This is a genomic window from Micrococcus sp. HMSC31B01, assembly GCF_001816085.1.
GTDB classification, from domain to species: domain Bacteria; phylum Actinomycetota; class Actinomycetes; order Actinomycetales; family Micrococcaceae; genus Micrococcus; species Micrococcus luteus.
Window position 1 is genome coordinate 1 of the sequence record NZ_KV825073.1, and the last position, 20,430, is coordinate 20,430.

The window sequence follows — 20,430 nt, forward strand, 5'->3', positions numbered from 1 at the left end:
GCGCCCGCGCGGCCCGGGCCGGCGCCCTCGGCGGGCAGCACGGCGACGACGTCGCCCGGCACCCGGGTGCCCTCCCGCGCGTAGACGGTGACGTCGTGGCCCCGGCGCACGAGGTGCTCCACGGTCATGGCCGTGTGCATCTCCAGCCCGCCCTCGTAGGGCGAACGAATGGGGTGGAGCATGTGGGTGAGCACGCTGATGCGCATCGGCGTCCCCTTCCCGGCCCGGGCCGGGCCGAACGGCCCCGTGCGGGGCGGCAGAAGCGCGACTGACCTGCGGTGACACGACCGCATCACGTCCGCGCTGACGTACCCCGGCACTGTAGACACCCGGGGGGTCCCCCCGGAAGCGCCGGCCCCCCTCCCGGGGGTGAGGGCAGGGCAGGCGCACACGCCCCCGTCACGAGAAAGTCCCGGCCCGCGACCTCGAGGATCGCGGACCGGGACGGTCCGTGGAGCTAAGGGGAATTGAACCCCTGACCTTTTCATTGCGAACGAAACGCTCTACCAACTGAGCTATAGCCCCAGGTCATGCCCTCCCGCAGGAGTGCACCGGACCATCATACGCCCGACGCCCCCGATCCTCCAATCCGGCGGCGCCCCGCGGCGACCACGCCGAGCACCACACCCGCCAGATCCGCGACGACATCCACCGGGTCCCCCGTCCGCAGCGGCACCCACGCGTGCTGCACGAGCTCGCTCACCGGCGCGTGCACCGCGAACGGCAGCGCCCACCACGCGCTCCGCCCCCGCCACACGGCGAGGAACGCGGGCAGCGCGAACACGGCCACGTGGATCGCCTTGTCCAGTCCGGGCACGGTGAACCCGGCCTCCGGCACCTGCTCGCCCGGCAGGTACAGCACCACCAGCTGCACCGCGACGGCGACGGCCAGCGCCGCCGCCAGGGCGCGGCGCCGTCGTGGGGAAGCGGGGGCGGAGGGAGCGGCCGGGGAGCCGGAAGGAACGGTCATCCGCCCATTCTGTCCGGCTTCTGCGCCGGGCACTCATGGTCCCCGCCCTGCTGAAAAGGATCTATGTTTTTGCCATTTCTGCGCCGATCATGTGATGATCACCCCATCCGGGTGGGCTCGTTCCGCCAGGATGCCGGTGTTGACAGCGCCGCCCAGGGCCGAGGGACCGCGATGGCTTGAGCAGAGAGCTCGCCGTTCGTGGACTCGGGACCCGGCGGGATGCCCTCCACCTCCCCGGCCCCCTGGCCGCGACGTGATCGGTACGCCACCTTCCGCCCTGCGGAGCCGTGCCCTGACCGGACCGCGCCGGGGGATCGGGACGTCCACAGTCACTCGTGCGAAAGGAAGTCCGATGCCGCCCTCCCAGGACGCAGCATCCCTGACCCAGCTCGGCGTGATCGGGGTGATCCTGCTCGTCGCGCCGTTCTACGGCGGGACCATGATCATGTCCGTGGCCATCTCCAAGAAGAAGGAGAACGCCGACGCCTACATGACGGCCGGCAATCGGATCGGCTTCGGCGTGTCCGCCGCCTCCATGACGGCCACCTGGATCTGGGCCGCCTCCATGTACGCCTCCGTGACCGCCGGCTACACGTACGGCGTCTCCGGCCCCCTCCACTACGGCCTCTGGGGCGCCCTGATGATCCTGTTCATCTACCCGTTCGGCCGCCGCATCCGCGCGGTCGCGCCGCGCGCCCACACCCTCGCCGAGGTCATGTACGCCCGGCACGGCCGCTCGTCGCAGCTCATGCTGGCCGGCTCCAACGTGCTCGGCTCCGTCATCTCCCTGACCTCCAACTTCATCGCCGGCGGCGCCCTGATCTCCCTGCTGTCCCCGCTGTCCTTCGGCGCGGGCATCCTGATCGTGGCCGCGGGCGTGCTGCTGTACACCCTGTGGTCCGGCTTCCGCGCCTCCGTGCTCACCGACTTCGCCCAGGTGATGGCCATGCTCGGCGCGACCGTCATCATCATCCCCGCCGTGTTCTTCGCCGCGGGCGGCCCGGGCATGTTCCAGGCCGGCGTCGAGGCCGGCCACGTCACGGCCCAGCAGCAAAGCTTCTTCTCCTCCGAGGCGTTCATGAACCAGGGGGCGCCGTACATCGCCGCCGTGCTGGCCTACGCGATCGGCAACCAGACCATCGCCCAGCGCCTCTTCGCCGTGCGTGAGGACCTCATCAAGCCCACCTTCATCACGGCCACCCTCGGCTACGGCGGCACCGTGATCGGCGTCGGCATGCTCGGCGTCATGGCGCTCTACCTGGGCGTCGAGCCGCTCGACGGCGACGTCAACAACCTCCTGCCGCAGATGGTCGCCGACCACCTGCCGCTGGCGCTCGTGGCCCTGGCGTTCCTGATGATCATCGGCTCGCTGTCCTCCACCGCCGACTCGGACCTGTCCGCCCTCTCGTCGATCGTGATGACGGACGTCTACGGCCAGTCGGTCGGCCGCAAGAACGCCGACCCGAAGACCATGCTGCTGATCGGCCGCATCACCATGATCGTGGCGACGGCGGCGGCCCTGTACTTCGCCACCGCCAAGTTCGACATCCTCGACCTGCTGGTCTTCGTGGGCGCCCTGTGGGGCTGCCTCGTGTTCCCCGTGATCGCGTCCTTCTACTGGGGCAGGATCACCAACGTCGCGTTCACGGTGTCCGTGCTCGCCGCGCTGGCCGTGTTCCTGCCCGTGCGCTTCGAGTGGATCCCGATCGAGGGAGCCTGGGCGTTCGTGGTGGAGACCCTCGCGATCCTCGGCGTGGGCGTCGTGCTGGGCATCATGTGCTTCGGCTTCTTCGGCCTGCGTCCGGCGGTCGTGGTCGGCGCGATCGCCTCGGTCGTGATGCTGTTCCTCGGCTACGGCTTCCTGCGGGACTACGCCACCCTCACGGGCTCGCTCGTGGCCTACGCCGTGTCCTTCCTCGTGTGCTGGGGGCTGTCCGTCCGCTCCGGGCAGGACTTCGACTTCGACCGGATCGCGCGCGTGACCGGCGACTTCGACCCCGCGACCGAGGACCTGCCGCAGGTCGAGCGCGCCTCGGCCCCCGTGTCCTGATCCCCCGTCCATCGACTCACAAGGAGCATCCGCATGACCGTCGGTCTCACCCTGTACGTCCTGATGTGGCCCGTCCTCGTGCTGGCCGTCCTCGTCGCGATCGCCCGCGGCTTCGTCGCCGACTGGGCCGCGGCCCGCCGCGAGGGCCGCTCGATCATCTGAGGCCTCCGCCGGGGGCGGCCCGTGACCCTGGTGGTCCTCGCCCTCGACACGGTCTTCCGCCTGACGCCCGCCGAGACCTCGGCCGCCATCCCGGGCATCGCCGGGCTCGAACACCTGCTCGTGACCGCCGGTCTCGCGCTGCTGTTCGTCGCCCTGTACGGCGGCGTGCGGGAGCGTCAGGCCCACCTCGAGACGGGCCGCGCCGGCGGCGCCGTCGTCGAGGGGGCCTGACCCGCTCGATCCCCTGCTATACCGCGCCCGCGTCAGCGAGCGCGGTCGAGCAGGATCACGTCCAGGCGGCGCGGCCCGTGCACGCCTTCGACGCGCTCGAGCTCGATGTCGCTCGTGGCCGAGGGACCGGAGATCATGGTGATCGGCGCCGTCGCCTCCACGCGGGCCAGCGCCTCCGGGAAGAGCTCCACCACGGAGTCCAGCGGCACGATGCACACGTGGTGGTCCGGGACCAGGGTGATCGCCCGGCGGCCCTCGTCGGGGCGGCCGCTGAGGAAGATCGTCCCGGTCTCCGCGCAGGAGACCGTCGAGGACGTCACCACCGCGTCCACCTCGTTCAGCGCGTCCACGCTGAGGGGCTCGCGCTCGCCGTCGTGGGCGCCGCGGACCGCGGCCCGCTCCCCCGTGTGGCCCACCGCGGGCTCCGTGATGCGCTCCCGGCCTGCCCCGCGGGAGTCCGTGGGGAGCCAGTCCGGCTCCAGGCCGGCCGGCACCACGTACCGGGCGTCCGGGCCGAGCAGCTCGGCGATGGCCGCGGCCACCGTCTCCTCGGTCTCGTCCCGCACGGAGGCCCGGTAGTCGATCAGCCGATCGCGCAGCATCTCCACCACCTCGGCCCGGTCCCGGGAGGAGGTCCGCCGGTAGGTGCGCTGCACCGGGTCCGCGACCGGCCCGTCCGCCGTCGCCTCGCGGATGCGCCGCAGGATCTCGGCCTTCGCCTCGCTCATCGTCCGTCCTCCTCGACGTGCTCGTCCTCCTGGCGGTCCAGCCCGGCGACGCCGTCCAGGGCGGTCCGGTGCTCGGTCTCATCCTTGTGGCGGGCCCACCAGTTGCGGAAGGACTCCCGCGGGGGCGCCGGCACGTCACGCTCGTCGGTCCACCCGCCGGCGATGCCCGGCAGCCAGCCGAGCACCCGGTCCGGCCCGGCCGCGACCCGGCCCAACCCCAGGCCCCGCTCGGCCAGCGACATGCGCCGACCCGAGGACATCACCACGGAGGCGCCCTTCATCGCCACGTCCATCTGCGAGGGCGTGACGGACTCCACCGCCGCCTTGGCGCGGGCCAGGGGGCCGGCAGCGGCGTCCTTCTCCGTGCGCAGGGCCTTCCGGGCGGCGTGGGTGGCCTGCACGTCCTCGTCCCGGAGGTGGATGAGGATCGAGGGGATGTCGATGGCCACGGGGCAGACGTCGTAGCACGCGCCGCACAGCGTGGAGGCGTAGGGCAGGGTGCCGTTCTCCCCCGCGTCCACACCGGTGAGCTGCGGGGAGAGGATCGCGCCGATCGGGCCCGGGTAGACCGAGCCGTAGGCGTGGCCGCCGGTCTGCTCGTACACGGGGCACACGTTCATGCACGCCGAGCAGCGGATGCAGTGCAGCGCGGAACGGCCCTTCGGGTCGGACAGCACCGCGGAGCGGCCGTTGTCCAGCAGGACCAGGTGGAACTCCTGAGGACCGTCGCCCTCGGTGACGCCCGTCCACATGGAGGTGTACGGGTTCATCCGCTCGCCCGTGGACGAGCGCGGCAGCAGCTGCAGGAACACCTCGAGGTCCTCGAAGGTGGGCACGAGCTTCTCGATGCCCATCACGGTGATCAGCGTCTCCGGCAGGGTCAGGCACATGCGGCCGTTGCCCTCCGACTCGACGACGGAGAGCGTGCCCGTCTCGGCGACGCCGAAGTTCGCCCCGGAGATCGCCACCTTCGTGCTCAGGAACTTCTCGCGCAGGTGCCGGCGTGCGGCCTCGGCCAGATCGGCCGGCTCGGAGGTGAGGCTCTCGTCCGTGTCCGGCATCTCCCGGAGGAAGATGTCCCGGATCTCCCGGCGATTGCGATGGATCGCCGGGACGAGGATGTGGCTGGGCCGGTCGTGGCCGAGCTGGACGATGAGCTCGGCCAGGTCCGTCTCGACGGCGGCCACGCCGGCATGCTCGAGCGCGGCGTCCAGGCCGATCTCCTGGGTGGCCATGGACTTGACCTTGATCACCTCGTCCACGCCCTTGGCGGTGACGAGCTCCGTGATGATGCGGTTGGCCTCGGCCGCGTCCCGGGCCCAGTGCACGACGCCGCCGCGCGCGGTGACCTCGGACTCGAGCCGCTCCAGGAGCGCGGGCAGGTCCGCCATGACGGACTGCTTCAGCGCGGAGCCGGCGGCGCGCAGCTCCTGCCAGTCCGGCAGCTCCTCGACGACGCCGGCACGCTTGGCACGGATGGTGTGGGTGGCCCGGCGGATGTTGGCGCGCATCTGGCCGTTCTTCAGCTGCTCGCGGGCGGACTCGGGGAACGGGGTGTTCAGCAGGATCTCGCCCTCGCCGTGGACGGGGCGGACGGTGGGCATTCCCAGGCGCACGCGGGTGGGTGCGGTGCTCATCGGCGGGCCTCCTGTACACGGGCGGACAGTCCGCGGCGGACGCCGGCGGACGCGGGGATGGACAGTTCGACGGGGCCGTCGACCTCGAGCGGGTTCTCCCGGGTGGCCGCGAGGATCTCGGCGAGGTGCACGGTGCGCAGCGGGCGGCCGTCCTGGCCGCGCGCCTCTCGACGGTGCATGGCCCCGTCCAGGTGGAGCAGGCAGGAGGCGTCCCCGCCCGTGCAGAGGGAGGCGCCGGACGCGGTGACCTTCTCGATCTTCTCCTCCGCGATGGCGGCGGAGACGTCCGGGTTCTTGAGGGCGAAGGTGCCGCCGAAGCCGCAGCACTCTTCGGCGTCCGGCAGGGGGCGCAGGTCGATGTCCGCCACGGTGCGCAGCAGGTCCTCCTGGCGCGAGCCCAGGCGCAGCAGGCGCATGCCGTGGCAGGAGGGGTGGTAGGTCACGGTGTGCGGGAACCAGGAGCCGAGCTGGGCCGCGGCGTCCGTCACCCCGAGGACGTCCGTGAGCAGCTGGGACAGCTCGAGGGTGCGGGAGGCGACGACCTCGGCGTCGCGGGCCAGCCCCTCGTCCCCGCAGGAGCGGGCGACGTCCGGCTGCTGGTGGCCGAGCGAGGCCACGCAGGAGCCGGAGGGGGCGACGGCGAGATCGTAGTCGGCCTCCATGAAGGTGCGGACGTGGTTGCGCACCACGGGCAGGGCGTCCTCCACGTACCCGCTGTTGACGTGCATCTGCGAGCAGCAGCCCTGGCCGGGCGGGAAGACCACCTCATGGCCGAGCCGCTCGAGGATGCGGACGGTGGCGAGGGCCACCTTGGGATACATCGCGTCCACGATGCATGTGGCGAACAGGGCGATTCTCATGCCGGTCTCCGTTCCGGACGGGGCGCCTGGGGCGCCGTGCGGTGCGGCAGCACACGGGTGCCGTAGTGGTCAGACCATATCACGCCAGCCCCTTGCAAGGTGACCGCCCTCACAGTACGCTCCTTGGTCTGACCACAGTGGTCCGACCATCACCGGCCCGACCGGATTCCGCCCCGTCCCCTCGCCCACCGGGAGACCCCCGTGCACACCTTCACCCCCACCCCCGATGCCGCCGGCAGCGTCGCGCTCTCCGCCGCGCTCGGCGTCCTGCCCCTGCTGACGTTCTTCGCCACCCTCCTCGGCCTGCGCCTCAAGGCCTGGCAGTCGGGACTCGCCGCGCTCGTGGTGGCTCTGCTCGTGGCCGTGCTGGGCTTCCACATGCCGGCCCACCTGGCGGCGCTGGCCGCCGCCCAGGGAGCGACCTTCGGCCTGTTCCCGATCGTCTGGATCGTCGTGATGGCGCTGTGGTTCTACCAGGTCACCGTGCTCTCCGGGCGATTCGACGACATGCGCGCGATCTTCGACTCGCTCGGCGGCGGAGACATCCGCATCCAGGCCGTGCTCATCGCGTTCTGCTTCGGCGGCCTGCTCGAGGCCCTCGCCGGCTTCGGCGCCCCCGTGGCCATCACGGCCACCATGGTGCTCGGCCTGGGTGTGCCCCCGCTGCGGGCGGCCACCGCCGTGCTGCTGGCGAACACCGCGCCCGTGGCCTTCGGCGCCGTGGGCACCCCCATCACCACCGCCGGCACGCTCACCGGCATCCCCGCCTCGCACATCGGTGCGATCGTCGGCCACCAGGCCCCGTTCGTGGCCGTGTTCGTGCCGTTCCTGCTCGTGTTCATCATCGACGGGCTGCGCGGCGTGCGGCAGACGTGGCCGGCGCTGATCGTGATCGGCACGAGCTTCGCCGTCGCCATCTGGCTGGCCTCGACCCACTTCTCCTACGAGCTCACCGACGTCGTGGCCTCCCTGGTCTCCCTCGCCGCCGCCGTCCTGCTGCTGCGCTTCTGGCGGCCGCGCGGCGCCGAGGAGGCCCGCCAGCGCCTCGACGCCCCCGCCCGCGCGGCGGCGCAGGACCTCACCCCCGGCCGGATCTTCATGGCCGTGCTGCCCTACATCGTGGTCGTGGCCGTGTTCGCCCTGGCCAAGCTGGTCCCCCCGATCACCGCGGCCCTGAACTCCGTCACCGCGAAGATCCCGTGGCCCGGGCTCGACGGGCACCTCGTCGACGCCTCCGGCGCACCGCTGGCAAGCACCGTGTACAAGTTCGAGTGGCTGGCCTCCCCCGGCACGCTGCTGCTGATCGCCGGCCTGATCATGGCCGTGGTCTACTCCCGGTTCGACCATGACGGCCGGTTCCCGCTCTCGGTGGGGAACGCGCTCGCCGAGATCGGCCGCTGCTTCGCCCGCATGCGCTGGTCCGCCCTGACGATCGTGATCGTGCTCTCCCTGGCCTACGTCATGAACTTCTCGGGCCAGACGGTCGCCATGGGCACGTGGGTGGCCGGCCTGGGCACGGCCTTCGTGTTCCTGTCCCCGGTGCTCGGCTGGCTCGGCACCGCCGTGACCGGCTCGGACACCTCCGCGAACGCGCTGTTCTCCACCCTGCAGCAGACCGCCGCCACGAACATCGGCGCCGATCCGGCCCTGCTGGTGGCCGCCAACACCTCCGGCGGCGTCGTGGGCAAGATGATCTCCCCGCAGTCCCTGGCGATCGCCGCGACGGCGGTCGGCATGGAGGGCCGGGAGTCCGAGATCCTGCGCCGCGTGGTGGTGTGGTCGCTCGTGCTCCTGCTGGCGGTGTGCACGCTCGTGTACCTGCAGTCCAACGTGCTGGCATGGATGCTGCCGGCGGCGGGCTGACCACCTGCACCACCCGAGCGGGGCGGCGTCCGTCGATAGGATGGGCGGTCGCCGTCCCGCCCCCTCGGAAGGTCCGTCCATGACCGCTGCCCCCGCCTACACCATCGTGCTCGACTGGCTCGAGGCCGAGTTGCGCTCCGGCGCCGTGGCCGTGGGGGACAAGCTGCCCGGCGAACGCACCCTGGCCGAACGCTTCGGCATCTCCCGGGCGTCCGTGCGGGAGGCCACCCGGATGCTCGACGCCATGGGCCTGATCCGCGCCAGCGCCGGCTCCGGGCCGAACTCGGGCGCCGTCGTCGTCTCCGAGCCGTCCGCGGCGCTGGGCTGGGCGCTGCGCCTGCACATCGCCACGCGGTCCCTGCCGATGGCCGACGTCGTCGCCGCGCGCGTGCTCCTCGAGACCGATGCGGCGCAGGCTGCCGCCGCCACGTCCGGCGACCCCGAGAGCGTCGCCGTCCTGGCCGAGGCGGAAGCCCTGCTGGACCGGATGGACGACCCCGCGCTGCCGGAGGAGGACTTCCACCTGCTCGACACCGAGTTCCACGTGCGGCTGGCCACGCTGGGCGGGAACGTCGTGACGGCGATGATGCTGGACTCCCTGCGCCAGGCGACCATCGGCTACGTGACCGAGACCGTGGCCGGGCTGTCCGACTGGCCCGCCGTCCGCGCCGGCCTGCAGGCTGACCATCGGCGGATCCTCGCCGCCTCCACCACCGGGGACGGCCGGGCGGCCGCGCAGGAGCTGCGGGAGCACGTCCTCGGCTTCGCCGCCCTCGCCCAGACCGGCAGGGTGCCCGCCGCCGGGTGACCCGGGCGGACGGCTCGGGCGGTTCAGGCGGTGACGCCGTGCACCAGGGCGCCCACGCCCACGGCGGTCAGCGAGCCCAGCGCACAGCAGAACTCCACGAGCATGCCCACACCCATGGCCGTGAGCGCGCCGATCGAGCTGCTCAGGGCGGTCCGGGCGTCCCGGGTGCGGGCCCACTGGGAGGCGAACAGGCCGACGGCGAAGCCGAGGAACAGACCCACCACCGGGATCACGAAGAACCCGACGGCGGCGCCGGCCACCCCCCACAGGATCGGGCCACGGGTGACGCGTTCACGCCGCAGCCGCCGGCCGGTCAGCACCGCGGACGCGCTCAGCCCCGCCACGGCGAGACCGGCCGCGATGACGCCGAACGTCCAGGACGCGGGGGAACCCAGCAGCGCGGCCCAGCCGAGAGCCGTCACGAGGTTGAGCAGCGAGCCGGGCAGGACGGGGTACACGGTGCCCACCAGCCCCACCAGGAGCAGGAGCACGGCCACGAGGGAGATCAGCGCGGGAGTCACCGCACCAGTATGACGGGACGGGCCGGATGGGCTAGATTCGCCGCATGCTGGTCGCCGTGCCCACCGAAGTGAAGAACAACGAGTTCCGTGTCGCCCTGACGCCGGGCGGGGTCCAGGAGCTGGTGCGCGCGGGCCACCAGGTCCTCGTGCAGTCGGGGGCCGGTGTCGGCTCCGGCGCCTCGGACCAGGACTACCGCGACGCCGGCGCCGAGCTGGTCGACGACGTCGACGAGCTCTGGGAGCGCGCCGAGCTGGTCCTCAAGGTCAAGGAGCCGCAGCCGGAGGAGTACGGCCGCCTGCGCCGCGGCCAGGTCCTCTTCACCTACCTGCACCTGGCCGCCTCCCCCGCGTGCACGCGGGCGATCCTGGACGCCGGGACGACGGCGATCGCCTACGAGACGGTCACCCGCGGTCGCGCCCTGCCGCTGCTGGCCCCCATGAGCCAGGTGGCCGGCCGTCTGGCCCCCGCCGCGGGCGCCTACCACCTCCTCCAGCCGCAGGGCGGCTCGGGCGTGCTGATGGGCGGCGTGCCCGGCACCCGCCGCGCCCGGGTGGCCGTGATCGGCGGAGGTGTGGCCGGCGAGGCGGCGGCCGTGATCGCCGCGGGCATGGGCGCGGACGTGACCGTCCTGGACATCTCCCTCGAGCGGCTCGCGCAGCTGGACGCCGTCCACCAGGGCCGGATCCGCACGCTGGCCTCGTCCCACCTGAACATCGGCGAGACCGTGGCCGACGCGGACCTCGTGATCGGCTCCGTGCTGATCCCCGGCGCTGCGGCCCCGAAGCTGGTGACCGCCGAGATGGTGGAGTCCATGCGGCCCGGCTCCGTGCTGGTGGACATCGCGATCGACCAGGGCGGCTGCTTCGAGAACTCGCGGGCCACCACCCACCAGGATCCGACGTACCTCGTGGGGGACAAGATCTACTACTGCGTCTCCAACATGCCCGGCGCCGTGCCGCAGACCTCCACCTCGGCCCTGACCAACGCGACGCTGCCCTACATCAAGCGCATCGCCGACCTCGGATGGCGTGCGGCCCTGGCCGCGGACGAGGGCTTCGCCGGGGGCCTCAACGCGCACGACGGCGTGCTCACCCTGCCCTCCGTCGCCACGGCCGTGGCCGACGAGCTCGGCCTGGACCCCCGGAAGGACGTCCGCGTCACCTCCGAGGTCCTCGCGGAGGCCTGAGCCCCGCGCCCGTCGCGCGCGGGGCCGGCCGCTCAGAGCCCCGCGAGGAACGCCCGGTGGAAGGACCAGTCGCCGGTCACCTCGGGGTGGAAGGCCGTGGCGAGCAGGTGGCCCTGCCGCACGGCCACGGGCAGCCGCGCGTCGCCGTCGAGCCCCGGGTCCGCCGCGGGCACGGACAGACGCGACGCCGGCACGCTCGCCAGGACCTCGACGCCCTCCCCCGCCTGGAGGACGGCGGGGGCGCGGATGAACACGGCGTGCACCGGCTCCGCCGCGACCGCGGGGACGTCCAGGTCCTCCTCGAACGAGTCGACCTGCGCGCCGAAGGCGTTGCGCCGCACGGCCACGTCCAGCACGCCGAGCCCGCCCTGATCCGGCGCCGGGTTGCGGATCTCCCGGGCCAGCATGATCAGCCCCGCGCACGTGCCGTAGGCGGGCAGGCCGTCGCGGAGGGCGGCGATGAGCGGGTCCTTGAGCCCCATGATCCGGGCGAGGCGGTCCATCACGGAGGACTCGCCGCCGGGCAGCACGATGCCGTCCAGACCCTCGAGGTCCGCGGGGCGGCGCACCGGGCGCGTGCGCGCGCCCAGTGACCCGAGCACGTGGGCGTGCTCCCGCACATCGCCCTGGAGCGCGAACACGCCGACGGTCTTCTGTGGACTCACCATGGCCCCGACCCTAGGGCCTCCGGGCACCCGGGACTCCGCGGCTCACCAGCCGCGCTCGGCCAGGCGGTGCGGGGCGGGCAGGTCGCCCACGTTGATGCCCACCATGGCCTCGCCCAGGCCGCGGGAGGCCTCGGCGACCGCCATCGGGTCATCGAACTGGGCGGTGGCCTTGACGATGGCGCGGGCGCGCTCGGCCGGGTTGCCGGACTTGAAGATGCCGGAGCCCACGAACACGCCGTCGGCGCCCATCTGCATCATCAGGGCCGCATCGGCCGGGGTGGCCACGCCGCCGGCGGTGAACATCACGACGGGCAGGGCGCCGGTCTCGGCGACCTCGCGCACCAGTTCGTACGGCGCCTGCAGCTCCTTCGCGGCCACGTACAGCTCATCCTGGGCCAGGCCCTGGAGCTGGGCGATCTCCTTGCGGATGGTGCGGATGTGCTTCACGGCCTCGGAGACGTCGCCGGTGCCGGCCTCGCCCTTGGACCGGATCATGGCCGCGCCCTCGGTGATGCGGCGCAGGGCCTCGCCGAGGTTGGTGGCGCCGCACACGAAGGGCACATCGAAGTCCCACTTGTCGATGTGGTTCACGTAGTCCGCCGGGGAGAGCACCTCGGACTCGTCGATGAAGTCCACCTTGAGCGCCTGCAGCACCTGGGCCTCCACGAAGTGGCCGATGCGCGCCTTGGCCATCACGGGGATGGACACGGCCTCGACGATGCCGTCGATCAGGTCGGGGTCGGACATGCGGGCCACGCCGCCCTGGGCGCGGATGTCGGCCGGGACCCGCTCGAGCGCCATGACGGCCACGGCACCGGCGTCCTCGGCGATGCGCGCCTGCTCCGCGTTGACGACGTCCATGATCACGCCGCCCTTCATCATGTCCGCCAGGCCGCGCTTGACGCGGGTCGTGCCGGTGCCGCGGGCGCCGTCGTCGGCGGCGGAGGCGGTGGAGGCGGAGAAGCTGCGGGCGCGCTCGTCGCTCATGGTGGTCCTTCCGAAGGGGTGGCGGCCCCGGCCGCGGGGCGGCTGGCCGGGGCGAAGACGCGGCCAACTCTAGTCCCCCGGCGGCGGACCCCGGCCCGCGTCACGGACGACGACGTCACCCGGCCCCGTGCCGGCGCAGCGTACGGCGTCGGCGCCAGACGACGAACGCGACCACGGCCGCGAGGATCAGCACGAGGGCGAGGACGCCCCGGCCCTCTCCGAGCGCCGCGCCGATGACGGCCCACACCACGGCCATCCCGACGGTCCCGTACACCACGCCCCACAGGAACGTGCCGAGCGCGGCCGCCGGCAGGAACCGGCGCCAGGGCATGCGGGCGACGCCGGCGGAGCCGATCACCGCCGTCTGGATGCCCACCGTGAGGTAGCAGAACGGGATGGCCCACACCCCGTGGCGCTGGATGAAGCGCTGGGCTCGGACATAGACGGGACCCTCCATCACGCGGGCGAACCATCGGGTCCGCTCGACGCCGGAGGCCAGCCCCCGCCCGAGCGAGAACACGATCAGGGTGCGCAGGATCGCCAGCATCCAGAAGAACCCGATGGACCACAGCAGCGGCAGCCCGTCGATCCACGCCATCATGGGCGGAGCCACCCGTCGGTGCGGGGACTCAAGCGCGCGCCCCGGCCGTGCTCACGCGTTCCAGAGCCCGTACGAGTCCGCGAGGTCCGCGATCTTCTGGGCACGCAGCACGCGGGGCAGGTACGAGCCGTCGCCGACGGCGGCGCCCTGCGCGTGCTTCTCGAGCAGGTCGCGGGCCCACGCGAGCTCGTCCTCGGACGGGGACATCGCCCGGTTGACCCAGTCCACCTGATCCGGGTTCAGGACGAGGCGGCCGGTCATGCCCATCGAGGCGGTGACGGCGCAGGAGCGGATGACCGCGTCCTCACCGTCCGTGTTGCCGGGCGGTCCGTCGATCGCCCCGGGCAGACCGCCCACGCGGGAGGCGATCACCATGCGGGAGCGGGCGTAGGCCATGGCCAGCGGGTCCTCGCCGACGCCGACGTCCTTGCGGAAGTCGTTCACGCCGAAGGCGAGACGGAACGTGCCCGGCGCCTTGGCCACGGCCGTGGCGTTCTCGATGCCCAGGGCGGACTCCAGCAGGGCGATCACCGGGGTGCCGGCGCGCAGACGCATCGCGGTGAACGTGACCTGCTCCGGCTCCTCGGTCTCGGCCAGCACGACGCCGCGCACGCCGTCGAGACCCGTGAGCGCCTCGAGGTCCCGCTGCCAGTGGTCCGTGGAGGTCGCGGAGATGCGCACCCACGCCGTCATGCCGCCGGAGAGGGCGTCCACGACGTGCTGGCGGGCCGCGTCCTTCTGCTCCTCCGGCACGGCGGCCTCGAGGTCGAAGATGACGGAGTCGGCCTCGGAGGCCAGGGCGGGGGCGAACGCGTCGGGGGTGGCCGCGTTGACCAGCAGCCAGGAGCGGCTGAGCTTGGCGGGCAGGGCGGCGGCGCGACGGTTCCTCACGGGCATGGCCTCCAGCCTAGCCCGCCGCGGCCGTCCGCCCGCGGGCCCCTTCCCACCCGCGGGAGGCCTCACATCCGCTCGCGGCGGGCGAGACGGACGGCCGTAGCATGGAGAGGCCGTCGGTCCGTCCGACGCCGCCGACCCCCGACCGCCAGGAGTACCCGATGCGCCCGACCTCCCCTTCCCGCGCCCTGCGGATCACGGGTGCCGTGGCCGCCGCGTGCCTGCTGGCCGGCTGCGCGGTCGACCCCGGACTGGCCGAGGACTCGGCGTCCGACGACGGCGTGCCCCTGCCCGCGACGGAGGGGTATCAGCCGCTGACGGTCTACCTCGCCGTCGCCGAGGCGGAGGCGGTCCCGGGGACGAGCGGCCGGCCCTTCGGCTGCGGCGACCTGCTGGTGCCCGTGCAGACCGTGCCGACGGACACCGAGGACGAGGCGGACACCGCCCTGGACTTCCTGTTCGCGGACGAGCGCGGCTGGCACGGCGACCCGTCGCTGTGGAACGCCGTGTTCGACGCGCGCGAGACCCTCACCCCGACCGGGCACCGCCGCGCGGGCGACGTGGAGATCTTCACCTTCACCGGCACCGTGACGCCGGAGGACGAGTGCACGGCCGAGCGGATCCGCGCCCAGCTGCAGGCGACCGCCGCCGCCTTCACGTCAGCGGGACAGGTCCGGCTCGAGGTGGACGGCCGGGACCTCGACGACGTGCTGGGGCTCGAGCCGCTCCGCCTCGGCGAGCCCGTGGACGTCCCGCAGGGGGACCCCGCGCCGAGTGGGGAGCCGAGCGACGGATCCGGTGAGCAGACGTGGGCGCCGGAGGGCGAGTCGTCCTGGGGTCCCGCCGAGCCGACCCAGGGCACGTGGTCCCCCGCCCAGGAGCCGAGCACCCCCTGATCGCGCGACCCGCCGTCGTCGCCCGTCATCGGGCCTGCATCGTCGGCCGCGTCGTGCTATAGGGTGCCGAGCGTGCGGAACCTCCGAGAACACCTGTCCCAGCGCGCCGTCGGCGTGAAGCAGTCCGCGGTCCGCGACGTCTTCGACATCGCGATGGACCCGAACCTCATCTCGCTCGCGGGCGGGAACCCGTGGCTCGCCGACCTGCCCCTCGACGAGCTGGGCCGGATCGCCTCCGACCTGATGACCCGGTTCGGCACGGAGTCCCTGCAGTACGGCCCCGGCCAGGGCACCGAGGAGATGCGCGCCGCCGCGACCGCCGTGATGGCCGCCGACGGCATCCCGGACGCGGATCCCGACCTCGTGGTCATCACCCCCGGCTCGCAGGCCGCGATCGACACCGCCTGCCGGGCGTTCGCGAACCCGGGCGACGTCGTCGTGGTGGAGGACCCCACGTTCGTGGGCGCGTTGACCACCTTCACCACCTGGCAGCTCGAGGCCGTGGCCACGGGCACCGACGACCACGGCCTCGTGCCCGCGGCCCTCGACGAGACCCTGACCCGCCTGGCCGCCGAGGGCCGCCGCGTGGCCTTCCTCTACACGATCCCCTCGTTCGCGAACCCCTCGGGCGCCCTGCTGCCCCCGGGCCGCCGCGCCGAGGTGGGCGCGATCTGCGAGAAGCACGGCGTGCTCATCGTGGAGGACAACCCGTACGGGCAGATCGCGTTCGACGGCGAGCCCGTCGCCCCGATCGCCGCAGACCACCGGGACAACGTGGTCCACCTCGGCACGATGTCCAAGATCTTCTCCCCGGGCGTGCGCATCGGCTGGGCGCTCGTGCCGGTTGCGCTCAAGCGCGAGTTCTACCTGTGCGCGGAGTCCGCCTACATCCACGCGTCCACGTACTCGCAGATGCTCTCCACCGCCTTCGTCACGCAGCTGGACTGGCAGGGCCACGTCCGCCACGTGACCGGGCTGTACCGCGAGCGGGCCGCGGCGCTCGTGGACGCGGTGCGTGAGCACTGGGACCCGGCGGTCGAGTTCATCACCCCGCAGGGCGGCTTCTTCCTGTGGGCCACCCTGCCGGCCGGGGTGGACACCCTCGAGGTGATGCACCGCGGCATCGAGGCGGGCGCGGTGTTCGTGCCGGGGGCGGCCTTCACCCCCGTCGAGGGCACGCACTCCACCCTGCGCCTGGCGTACTCGTTCGTGGCGGCCGAGAAGCTCCTGGAGGGCGTGCGGCGCCTGGCCCCGGCGGTGAACGAGTCGATCGACCGGGCCCGCTGAGCCGCGGCGGGCGCCCACGACGACGTCGGCCCGGCGCGTCTGCCGGACGTGCGACCTCTTCCCCGGGCCCGCGAGATCGTATACGATCTAGACCATGACGCAGAGCACACCGGATCCCACGCCCACCGTCACCGAGCACGACTTCACCGTCCGGGAGAACCGGCCGGGCAAGGTGCTCGCCGTCCACCTGAACTACCCCTCCCGCATCGCCCAGCGCGGCCGGTCCCCGCAGGCCCCCGGCTACTTCCTCAAGGCCGGCACCTCCCTCGCCCGCACCGGCGACACCATCGAGCGCCCCGCCGGCACCGAGCTGCTCGCCTACGAGGGCGAGATCGCGCTGATCATCGGCCGCACCGCCCGGCGCGTCAGCCCAAAGGAGGGCTGGTCGCACGTCTCCGGCATCACCGCCGCCAACGACTGGGGCCTCTACGACCTCCGCCACGCGGACAAGGGCTCCAACGTCAAGAACAAGTCCGGCGACGGCTACACCCCGCTCGGCCCCGCGGTGATCTCCGCCGCGGGCCTGGACCCGGCCGCCCTGCGCGTGCGCACCTGGGTCAACGGCGAGATCGTCCAGGACGACACCACCGAGGGCCTCGTCTTCCCGTTCGGCCAGCTCGTGGCCGACCTCTCGCAGCTCATGACGCTCGAGGAGGGCGACGTCATCCTCACCGGCACCCCCGCCGGGTCCTCCGTGGCCCAGCCGGGCGACGTCGTCGAGGTGGAGGTGGACGCCCCCAGCGCCCCCGGCGCACCGACCACCGGCCGCCTGGTGACGACGGTCGTCGACTCGGAGCACTCCCTGGCCCCGTTCGGCGCGCAGCCGCAGGTGGACGACGTGCAGCGCGAGGAGGCCTGGGGCTCCCGCGAGGCCGCCGGCCTGGCCCCGCAGGCCGCGGCGCCGTCGTCGTCCGCGGTGGACGAGAACGGCCACTGGGTCGCGAGCGCCCCGCAGCCGGACCGCTCCCTGCTGACCCCGGAGCTGCGCGCCAAGATCGACGCCATCGCGGTGGCCACCCTCACCGCCCAGCTGCAGAAGCGCGGCGTCCAGAACGCGACCATCGACGGCCCGCGCCCGATCCACCGGGGTCGGCGCGTCCTCGGCTACGCCAAGACCCTGCGCTACATCCCCAAGCGCGAGGACCTGGCCAAGGAGTTCGGCGGCGGCTTCAACGCCCAGAAGCGGGCCATCGACTCGGTGCAGCCGGACGACGTGGTGGTCATGGAGGCCCGTGGCGAGCACGGCACCGGCACCCTCGGGGACGTCCTGGCCCTGCGCGCCCAGGTGAACGGCGCGAACGCCGTGATCACGGACGGCGGCATCCGCGACTCCGCCGCCGTCGCCGAGGTCGGCCTCCAGGTGTACGCCGGCGCCACGCACCCGGCCGTGCTGGGCCGCCGTCACATCCCCTGGGAGGTCGGCGGCACCATCGCCTGCGGCGGCACCACCGTGCAGCCCGGCGACATCATCGTCGGCGACGACGACGGTGTGGTGGTCATCCCGCCGTCCCTGCTCCAGGAGGTCGTGGACGACGCCTACGAGCAGGAGCTCCAGGACGCCTGGGCGTACGAGCAGGTCAAGGCCGGCCACCCGGTGGACGGGATGTTCCCCCCGAACGCCGAGTGGAAGGCCAAATTCGACGAGTACCGCAAGACCCTGCCGGACGCCCCGGCCCCGGAGGGCGACGGGCGAGCATGAGCCGTACGGGCATCGGAACGGTCAGCCTCGGAAGCGCCCCCGTCTCCAAGGCGGACCGTGCCTACCAGGCGATCCTGGAGGGGATCCGGGACCAGCGCCACGAGCCGGGCGATCGGCTGGTGCTGTCCCAGATCGCCGCGGAGCTGGGCATGTCCGTGGTGCCCGTGCGGGAGGCGATCCGCCGCCTGCAGTCCGAGAAGCTGGTGGCCTACGAGCGCAACGTGGGCGCCACCGTGGTGGGCATCGACCCGGTCGAGTACCGCCACACCATGGAGACGCTGGCGCTGGTGGAGGGGTTCTCCACCGCCCAGTGCGCCCCGCACGTGACCGCCGAGGACCTCGCGGCGGCCCGCGAGGTGAACGCGACCATGCGCGCGATGACGGAGTCGGAGACGGCCTGGGACCCGGTGACGTTCACCGAGCTCAACCGCCGCTTCCACTCGATCCTGTTCGAGCATCACCAGAACGAGCACGTGCACGACCTGGTGCACCGCGGCTGGAACCGCCTGGCCGCGCTGCGCTCCTCCACGTTCGCGTACGTGCCCGGCCGGGCGGTGGCCTCCGTGGACGAGCACGAGCACCTGCTGCGCCTGATCGAGGACGGGGCGCGCTTCGAGGAGATCGAGGCCGCCGCCCGCGCCCACCGCCTGAACACCCTGCGCGCCTACCTGGAGCACAGCGCCGAGCCGTCCGCGTGACCGCCGGCCGGACCGGCGCCGACGTCGTCGGCGCCAGACCCCGACCATCCGCCCCCGAAGCACTCAGCGAAAGAGACACCATGACGGAGAAGACCAGCATCGAGGCCCGCAAGCCCGAGGGCCTGCCCGACGTCCTGCGCCACTACATCGACGGCGAGTTCGTCGACTCGATCGACGGCGACACCTTCGAGGTGCTCGACCCGGTGACCAACGAGCCGTACCTGACGGCCGCCTCCGGCAAGGCCGCGGACATCGACCGCGCCGTCGCCGCCGCGAAGCGGGCCTTCGAGTCCGGCGAATGGTCCCAGGCCCTGCCGCGCCAGCGTTCCCGTGTGCTGCACCGGATCGCCGACATCATGGAGACCCGCGGCGACCAGCTGGCCGAGATGGAGTGCTTCGACACCGGCCTGCCGATCAAGCAGGCGAGGGGCCAGGCCGCCCGCGCCGCCGAGAACTTCCGCTTCTTCGCGGACCTGATCGTGGCCCAGCACGACGACACCTTCAAGGTGCCGGGTCGCCAGATCAACTACGTGAACCGCAAGCCGATCGGCGTCGCCGGCCTGATCACCCCGTGGAACACCCCGTTCATGCTGGAGTCCTGGAAGCTGGCCCCGGCCATCGCCACCGGCAACTCGGTGGTCCTGAAGCCGGCGGAGTTCACCCCGCTCTCGGCCTCCCTGTGGGGCGGGATCTTCGAGGAGGCCGGCCTGCCCCAGGGCGTGTTCAACATGGTGCACGGCTTCGGCGAGGAGGGCTACGCGGGCGACCCGCTCGTGAAGCACCCGGACGTGCCGCTGATCTCCTTCACCGGCGAGTCCCGCACCGGCCAGATCATCTTCGCCAACGCCGCCCCGCACCTGAAGGGCCTGTCCATGGAGCTCGGCGGCAAGTCCCCGGCCGTGGTGTTCGAGGACGCGGACCTGGACGCGGCGATCGACGCGACCATCTTCGGCGTGTTCTCCCTGAACGGCGAGCGCTGCACCGCCGGCTCCCGCATCCTGGTCCAGCGTTCCGTCTACGACGAGTTCGTGGAGCGCTACGCCGCCCAGGCCTCCCGTGTGAAGGTCGGCCTGCCGGACGACGAGACCACCGAGGTCGGCGCCATCGTGCACCCGGAGCACTTCGAGAAGGTCATGTCCTACGTGGAGATCGGCAAGACCGAGGCTCGCCTGGTGGCCGGCGGCGGCCGCCCGGAGGGCTTCCCGGAGGGCAACTTCGTGCAGCCCACCGTGTTCGCGGACGTGGCCCCGGACGCCCGGATCTTCCAGGAGGAGATCTTCGGCCCGGTGGTGGCCATCACCCCCTTCGACACGGAGGAGGAGGCCCTGCAGCTGGCCAACAACACCAAGTACGGCCTGGCCGCCTACATCTGGACCAACGACCTCAAGCGCGCCCACAACGTCGCGCAGAACGTGGAGGCCGGCATGGTGTGGCTGAACTCCAACAACGTGCGGGACCTGCGCACCCCGTTCGGCGGGGTGAAGGCCTCCGGCCTGGGCCACGAGGGCGGCTACCGCTCGATCGACTTCTACACCGATCAGCAGGCCGTGCACATCAACCTCGGCGAGGTCCACAACCCGGTGTTCGGCAAGCAGGAGCAGGCCGCGGCGAAGATCGACGGCTGAGCCCGCGCCGACCGGTGACCACGACGGCGCCCGCACCGTCCCCGCGACGGTGCGGGCG

The 20,430-nt window shown here is 72.7% G+C and carries 20 protein-coding genes, 1 tRNA gene and 1 pseudogene; 11 read left to right on the forward strand and 11 right to left on the reverse strand.

The features are described from left to right. The 3 genes and pseudogenes from HMPREF3105_RS04970 to HMPREF3105_RS04980 form a co-directional block, all read right to left on the reverse strand. Positions 1–206 (reverse strand): annotated as a pseudogene (locus HMPREF3105_RS04970) (glycosyltransferase family 4 protein); the annotation flags it as partial. 246 nt (positions 207–452) lie between these two features. After that, positions 453–525, reverse strand: a tRNA-Ala gene (locus tag HMPREF3105_RS04975). A gap of 34 nt (positions 526–559) precedes the next feature. After that, complete coding sequence (locus HMPREF3105_RS04980; protein ID WP_060974163.1) at positions 560–970, reverse strand: VanZ family protein; 411 nt, start codon at positions 968–970, stop codon at positions 560–562. A 352-nt stretch (positions 971–1,322) separates the two neighbouring features. Between HMPREF3105_RS04980 and HMPREF3105_RS04985 the strand changes: the two genes are divergently transcribed. The 3 genes from HMPREF3105_RS04985 to HMPREF3105_RS04990 are packed head-to-tail and all read left to right on the forward strand — an operon-like array spanning position 1,323 to position 3,413. After that, positions 1,323–3,020, forward strand: coding sequence for a sodium:solute symporter family protein (locus tag HMPREF3105_RS04985; RefSeq protein ID WP_070708893.1), 1,698 nt, complete (start codon positions 1,323–1,325; stop codon positions 3,018–3,020). A 33-nt stretch (positions 3,021–3,053) separates the two neighbouring features. Further along, entirely contained in the window at positions 3,054–3,182 is a 129-nt protein-coding gene (locus HMPREF3105_RS13350; protein ID WP_036339645.1) for a putative transporter small subunit, read from the forward strand. Positions 3,183–3,203: 21 nt separating this feature from the next. Continuing rightward, positions 3,204–3,413, forward strand: coding sequence for a hypothetical protein (locus tag HMPREF3105_RS04990; RefSeq protein ID WP_020624127.1), 210 nt, complete (start codon positions 3,204–3,206; stop codon positions 3,411–3,413). A gap of 32 nt (positions 3,414–3,445) precedes the next feature. On the opposite strand, the gene HMPREF3105_RS04995 is transcribed toward HMPREF3105_RS04990, so the two are convergent. The 3 genes from HMPREF3105_RS04995 to HMPREF3105_RS05005 are packed head-to-tail and all read right to left on the reverse strand — an operon-like array spanning position 3,446 to position 6,638. Then, entirely contained in the window at positions 3,446–4,141 is a 696-nt protein-coding gene (locus HMPREF3105_RS04995; protein WP_020624126.1) for a LutC/YkgG family protein, read from the reverse strand. After that, positions 4,138–5,778, reverse strand: coding sequence for a LutB/LldF family L-lactate oxidation iron-sulfur protein (locus tag HMPREF3105_RS05000; RefSeq protein WP_070708894.1), 1,641 nt, complete (start codon positions 5,776–5,778; stop codon positions 4,138–4,140). The genes HMPREF3105_RS04995 and HMPREF3105_RS05000 overlap by 4 nt, the downstream gene beginning before the upstream one ends. Next, the gene (locus tag HMPREF3105_RS05005; RefSeq protein ID WP_070708895.1) at positions 5,775–6,638 is read right to left on the reverse strand and encodes a (Fe-S)-binding protein; all 864 of its coding nucleotides are present in this window, start codon (positions 6,636–6,638) and stop codon (positions 5,775–5,777) included. The genes HMPREF3105_RS05000 and HMPREF3105_RS05005 overlap by 4 nt, the downstream gene beginning before the upstream one ends. A 201-nt stretch (positions 6,639–6,839) precedes the next feature. On the opposite strand from HMPREF3105_RS05005, the gene HMPREF3105_RS05010 reads away from it, so the two are divergent. Then, entirely contained in the window at positions 6,840–8,501 is a 1,662-nt protein-coding gene (locus HMPREF3105_RS05010; protein ID WP_070708896.1) for an L-lactate permease, read from the forward strand. A 79-nt stretch (positions 8,502–8,580) separates the two neighbouring features. After that, a complete protein-coding gene (locus tag HMPREF3105_RS05015) occupies positions 8,581–9,309 on the forward strand; it encodes a FadR/GntR family transcriptional regulator (protein ID WP_070708897.1) in 729 nt (242 codons plus the stop codon). A 23-nt stretch (positions 9,310–9,332) separates the two neighbouring features. Here the strand turns inward: HMPREF3105_RS05015 and HMPREF3105_RS05020 are convergent, their stop codons facing one another. Then, on the reverse strand, positions 9,333–9,830 hold the full coding sequence (locus HMPREF3105_RS05020; protein WP_020628226.1) for a DUF456 domain-containing protein: 498 nt from the start codon (positions 9,828–9,830) through the stop codon (positions 9,333–9,335). 44 nt (positions 9,831–9,874) lie between these two features. On the opposite strand from HMPREF3105_RS05020, the gene ald reads away from it, so the two are divergent. Beyond that, positions 9,875–11,017 carry an alanine dehydrogenase gene (gene ald, locus HMPREF3105_RS05025; RefSeq protein WP_070708898.1) on the forward strand — a complete coding sequence of 381 codons (1,143 nt, stop codon included), beginning with the start codon at positions 9,875–9,877 and terminating at the stop codon, positions 11,015–11,017. A gap of 32 nt (positions 11,018–11,049) precedes the next feature. Here the strand turns inward: ald and pdxT are convergent, their stop codons facing one another. The 4 genes from pdxT to HMPREF3105_RS05045 all read right to left on the reverse strand — a co-directional run bounded on the left by pdxT (position 11,050) and on the right by HMPREF3105_RS05045 (position 14,170). Further along, positions 11,050–11,685, reverse strand: a complete 636-nt coding sequence (gene pdxT / locus HMPREF3105_RS05030; RefSeq protein WP_036339672.1) for a pyridoxal 5'-phosphate synthase glutaminase subunit PdxT — start codon at positions 11,683–11,685, stop codon at positions 11,050–11,052. Between the two features lie 42 nt (positions 11,686–11,727). Beyond that, positions 11,728–12,672, reverse strand: coding sequence for a pyridoxal 5'-phosphate synthase lyase subunit PdxS (pdxS, locus tag HMPREF3105_RS05035; protein ID WP_036313496.1), 945 nt, complete (start codon positions 12,670–12,672; stop codon positions 11,728–11,730). Between the two features lie 115 nt (positions 12,673–12,787). Further along, on the reverse strand, positions 12,788–13,273 hold the full coding sequence (locus tag HMPREF3105_RS05040; protein ID WP_036339675.1) for a DedA family protein: 486 nt from the start codon (positions 13,271–13,273) through the stop codon (positions 12,788–12,790). A gap of 51 nt (positions 13,274–13,324) precedes the next feature. Next, on the reverse strand, positions 13,325–14,170 hold the full coding sequence (locus tag HMPREF3105_RS05045; RefSeq protein ID WP_036339679.1) for an HpcH/HpaI aldolase/citrate lyase family protein: 846 nt from the start codon (positions 14,168–14,170) through the stop codon (positions 13,325–13,327). Between the two features lie 158 nt (positions 14,171–14,328). Between HMPREF3105_RS05045 and HMPREF3105_RS05050 the strand changes: the two genes are divergently transcribed. The 5 genes from HMPREF3105_RS05050 (at position 14,329) to hpaE (ending at position 20,372) form a co-directional block, all read left to right on the forward strand. Next, the gene (locus tag HMPREF3105_RS05050) at positions 14,329–15,063 is read left to right on the forward strand and encodes a GerMN domain-containing protein (protein WP_036339682.1); all 735 of its coding nucleotides are present in this window, start codon (positions 14,329–14,331) and stop codon (positions 15,061–15,063) included. Between the two features lie 72 nt (positions 15,064–15,135). Beyond that, positions 15,136–16,350, forward strand: coding sequence for an aminotransferase-like domain-containing protein (locus HMPREF3105_RS05055; protein ID WP_070708899.1), 1,215 nt, complete (start codon positions 15,136–15,138; stop codon positions 16,348–16,350). 94 nt (positions 16,351–16,444) lie between these two features. Continuing rightward, entirely contained in the window at positions 16,445–18,049 is a 1,605-nt protein-coding gene (locus HMPREF3105_RS05060; protein ID WP_070708900.1) for a fumarylacetoacetate hydrolase family protein, read from the forward strand. Next, a complete protein-coding gene (locus tag HMPREF3105_RS05065; RefSeq protein WP_070708901.1) occupies positions 18,046–18,747 on the forward strand; it encodes a GntR family transcriptional regulator in 702 nt (233 codons plus the stop codon). The genes HMPREF3105_RS05060 and HMPREF3105_RS05065 overlap by 4 nt, the downstream gene beginning before the upstream one ends. Positions 18,748–18,827: 80 nt before the next feature. Next, entirely contained in the window at positions 18,828–20,372 is a 1,545-nt protein-coding gene (gene hpaE / locus HMPREF3105_RS05070; protein WP_070708902.1) for a 5-carboxymethyl-2-hydroxymuconate semialdehyde dehydrogenase, read from the forward strand. The last annotated feature ends 58 nt before the right edge of the window (positions 20,373–20,430 follow it).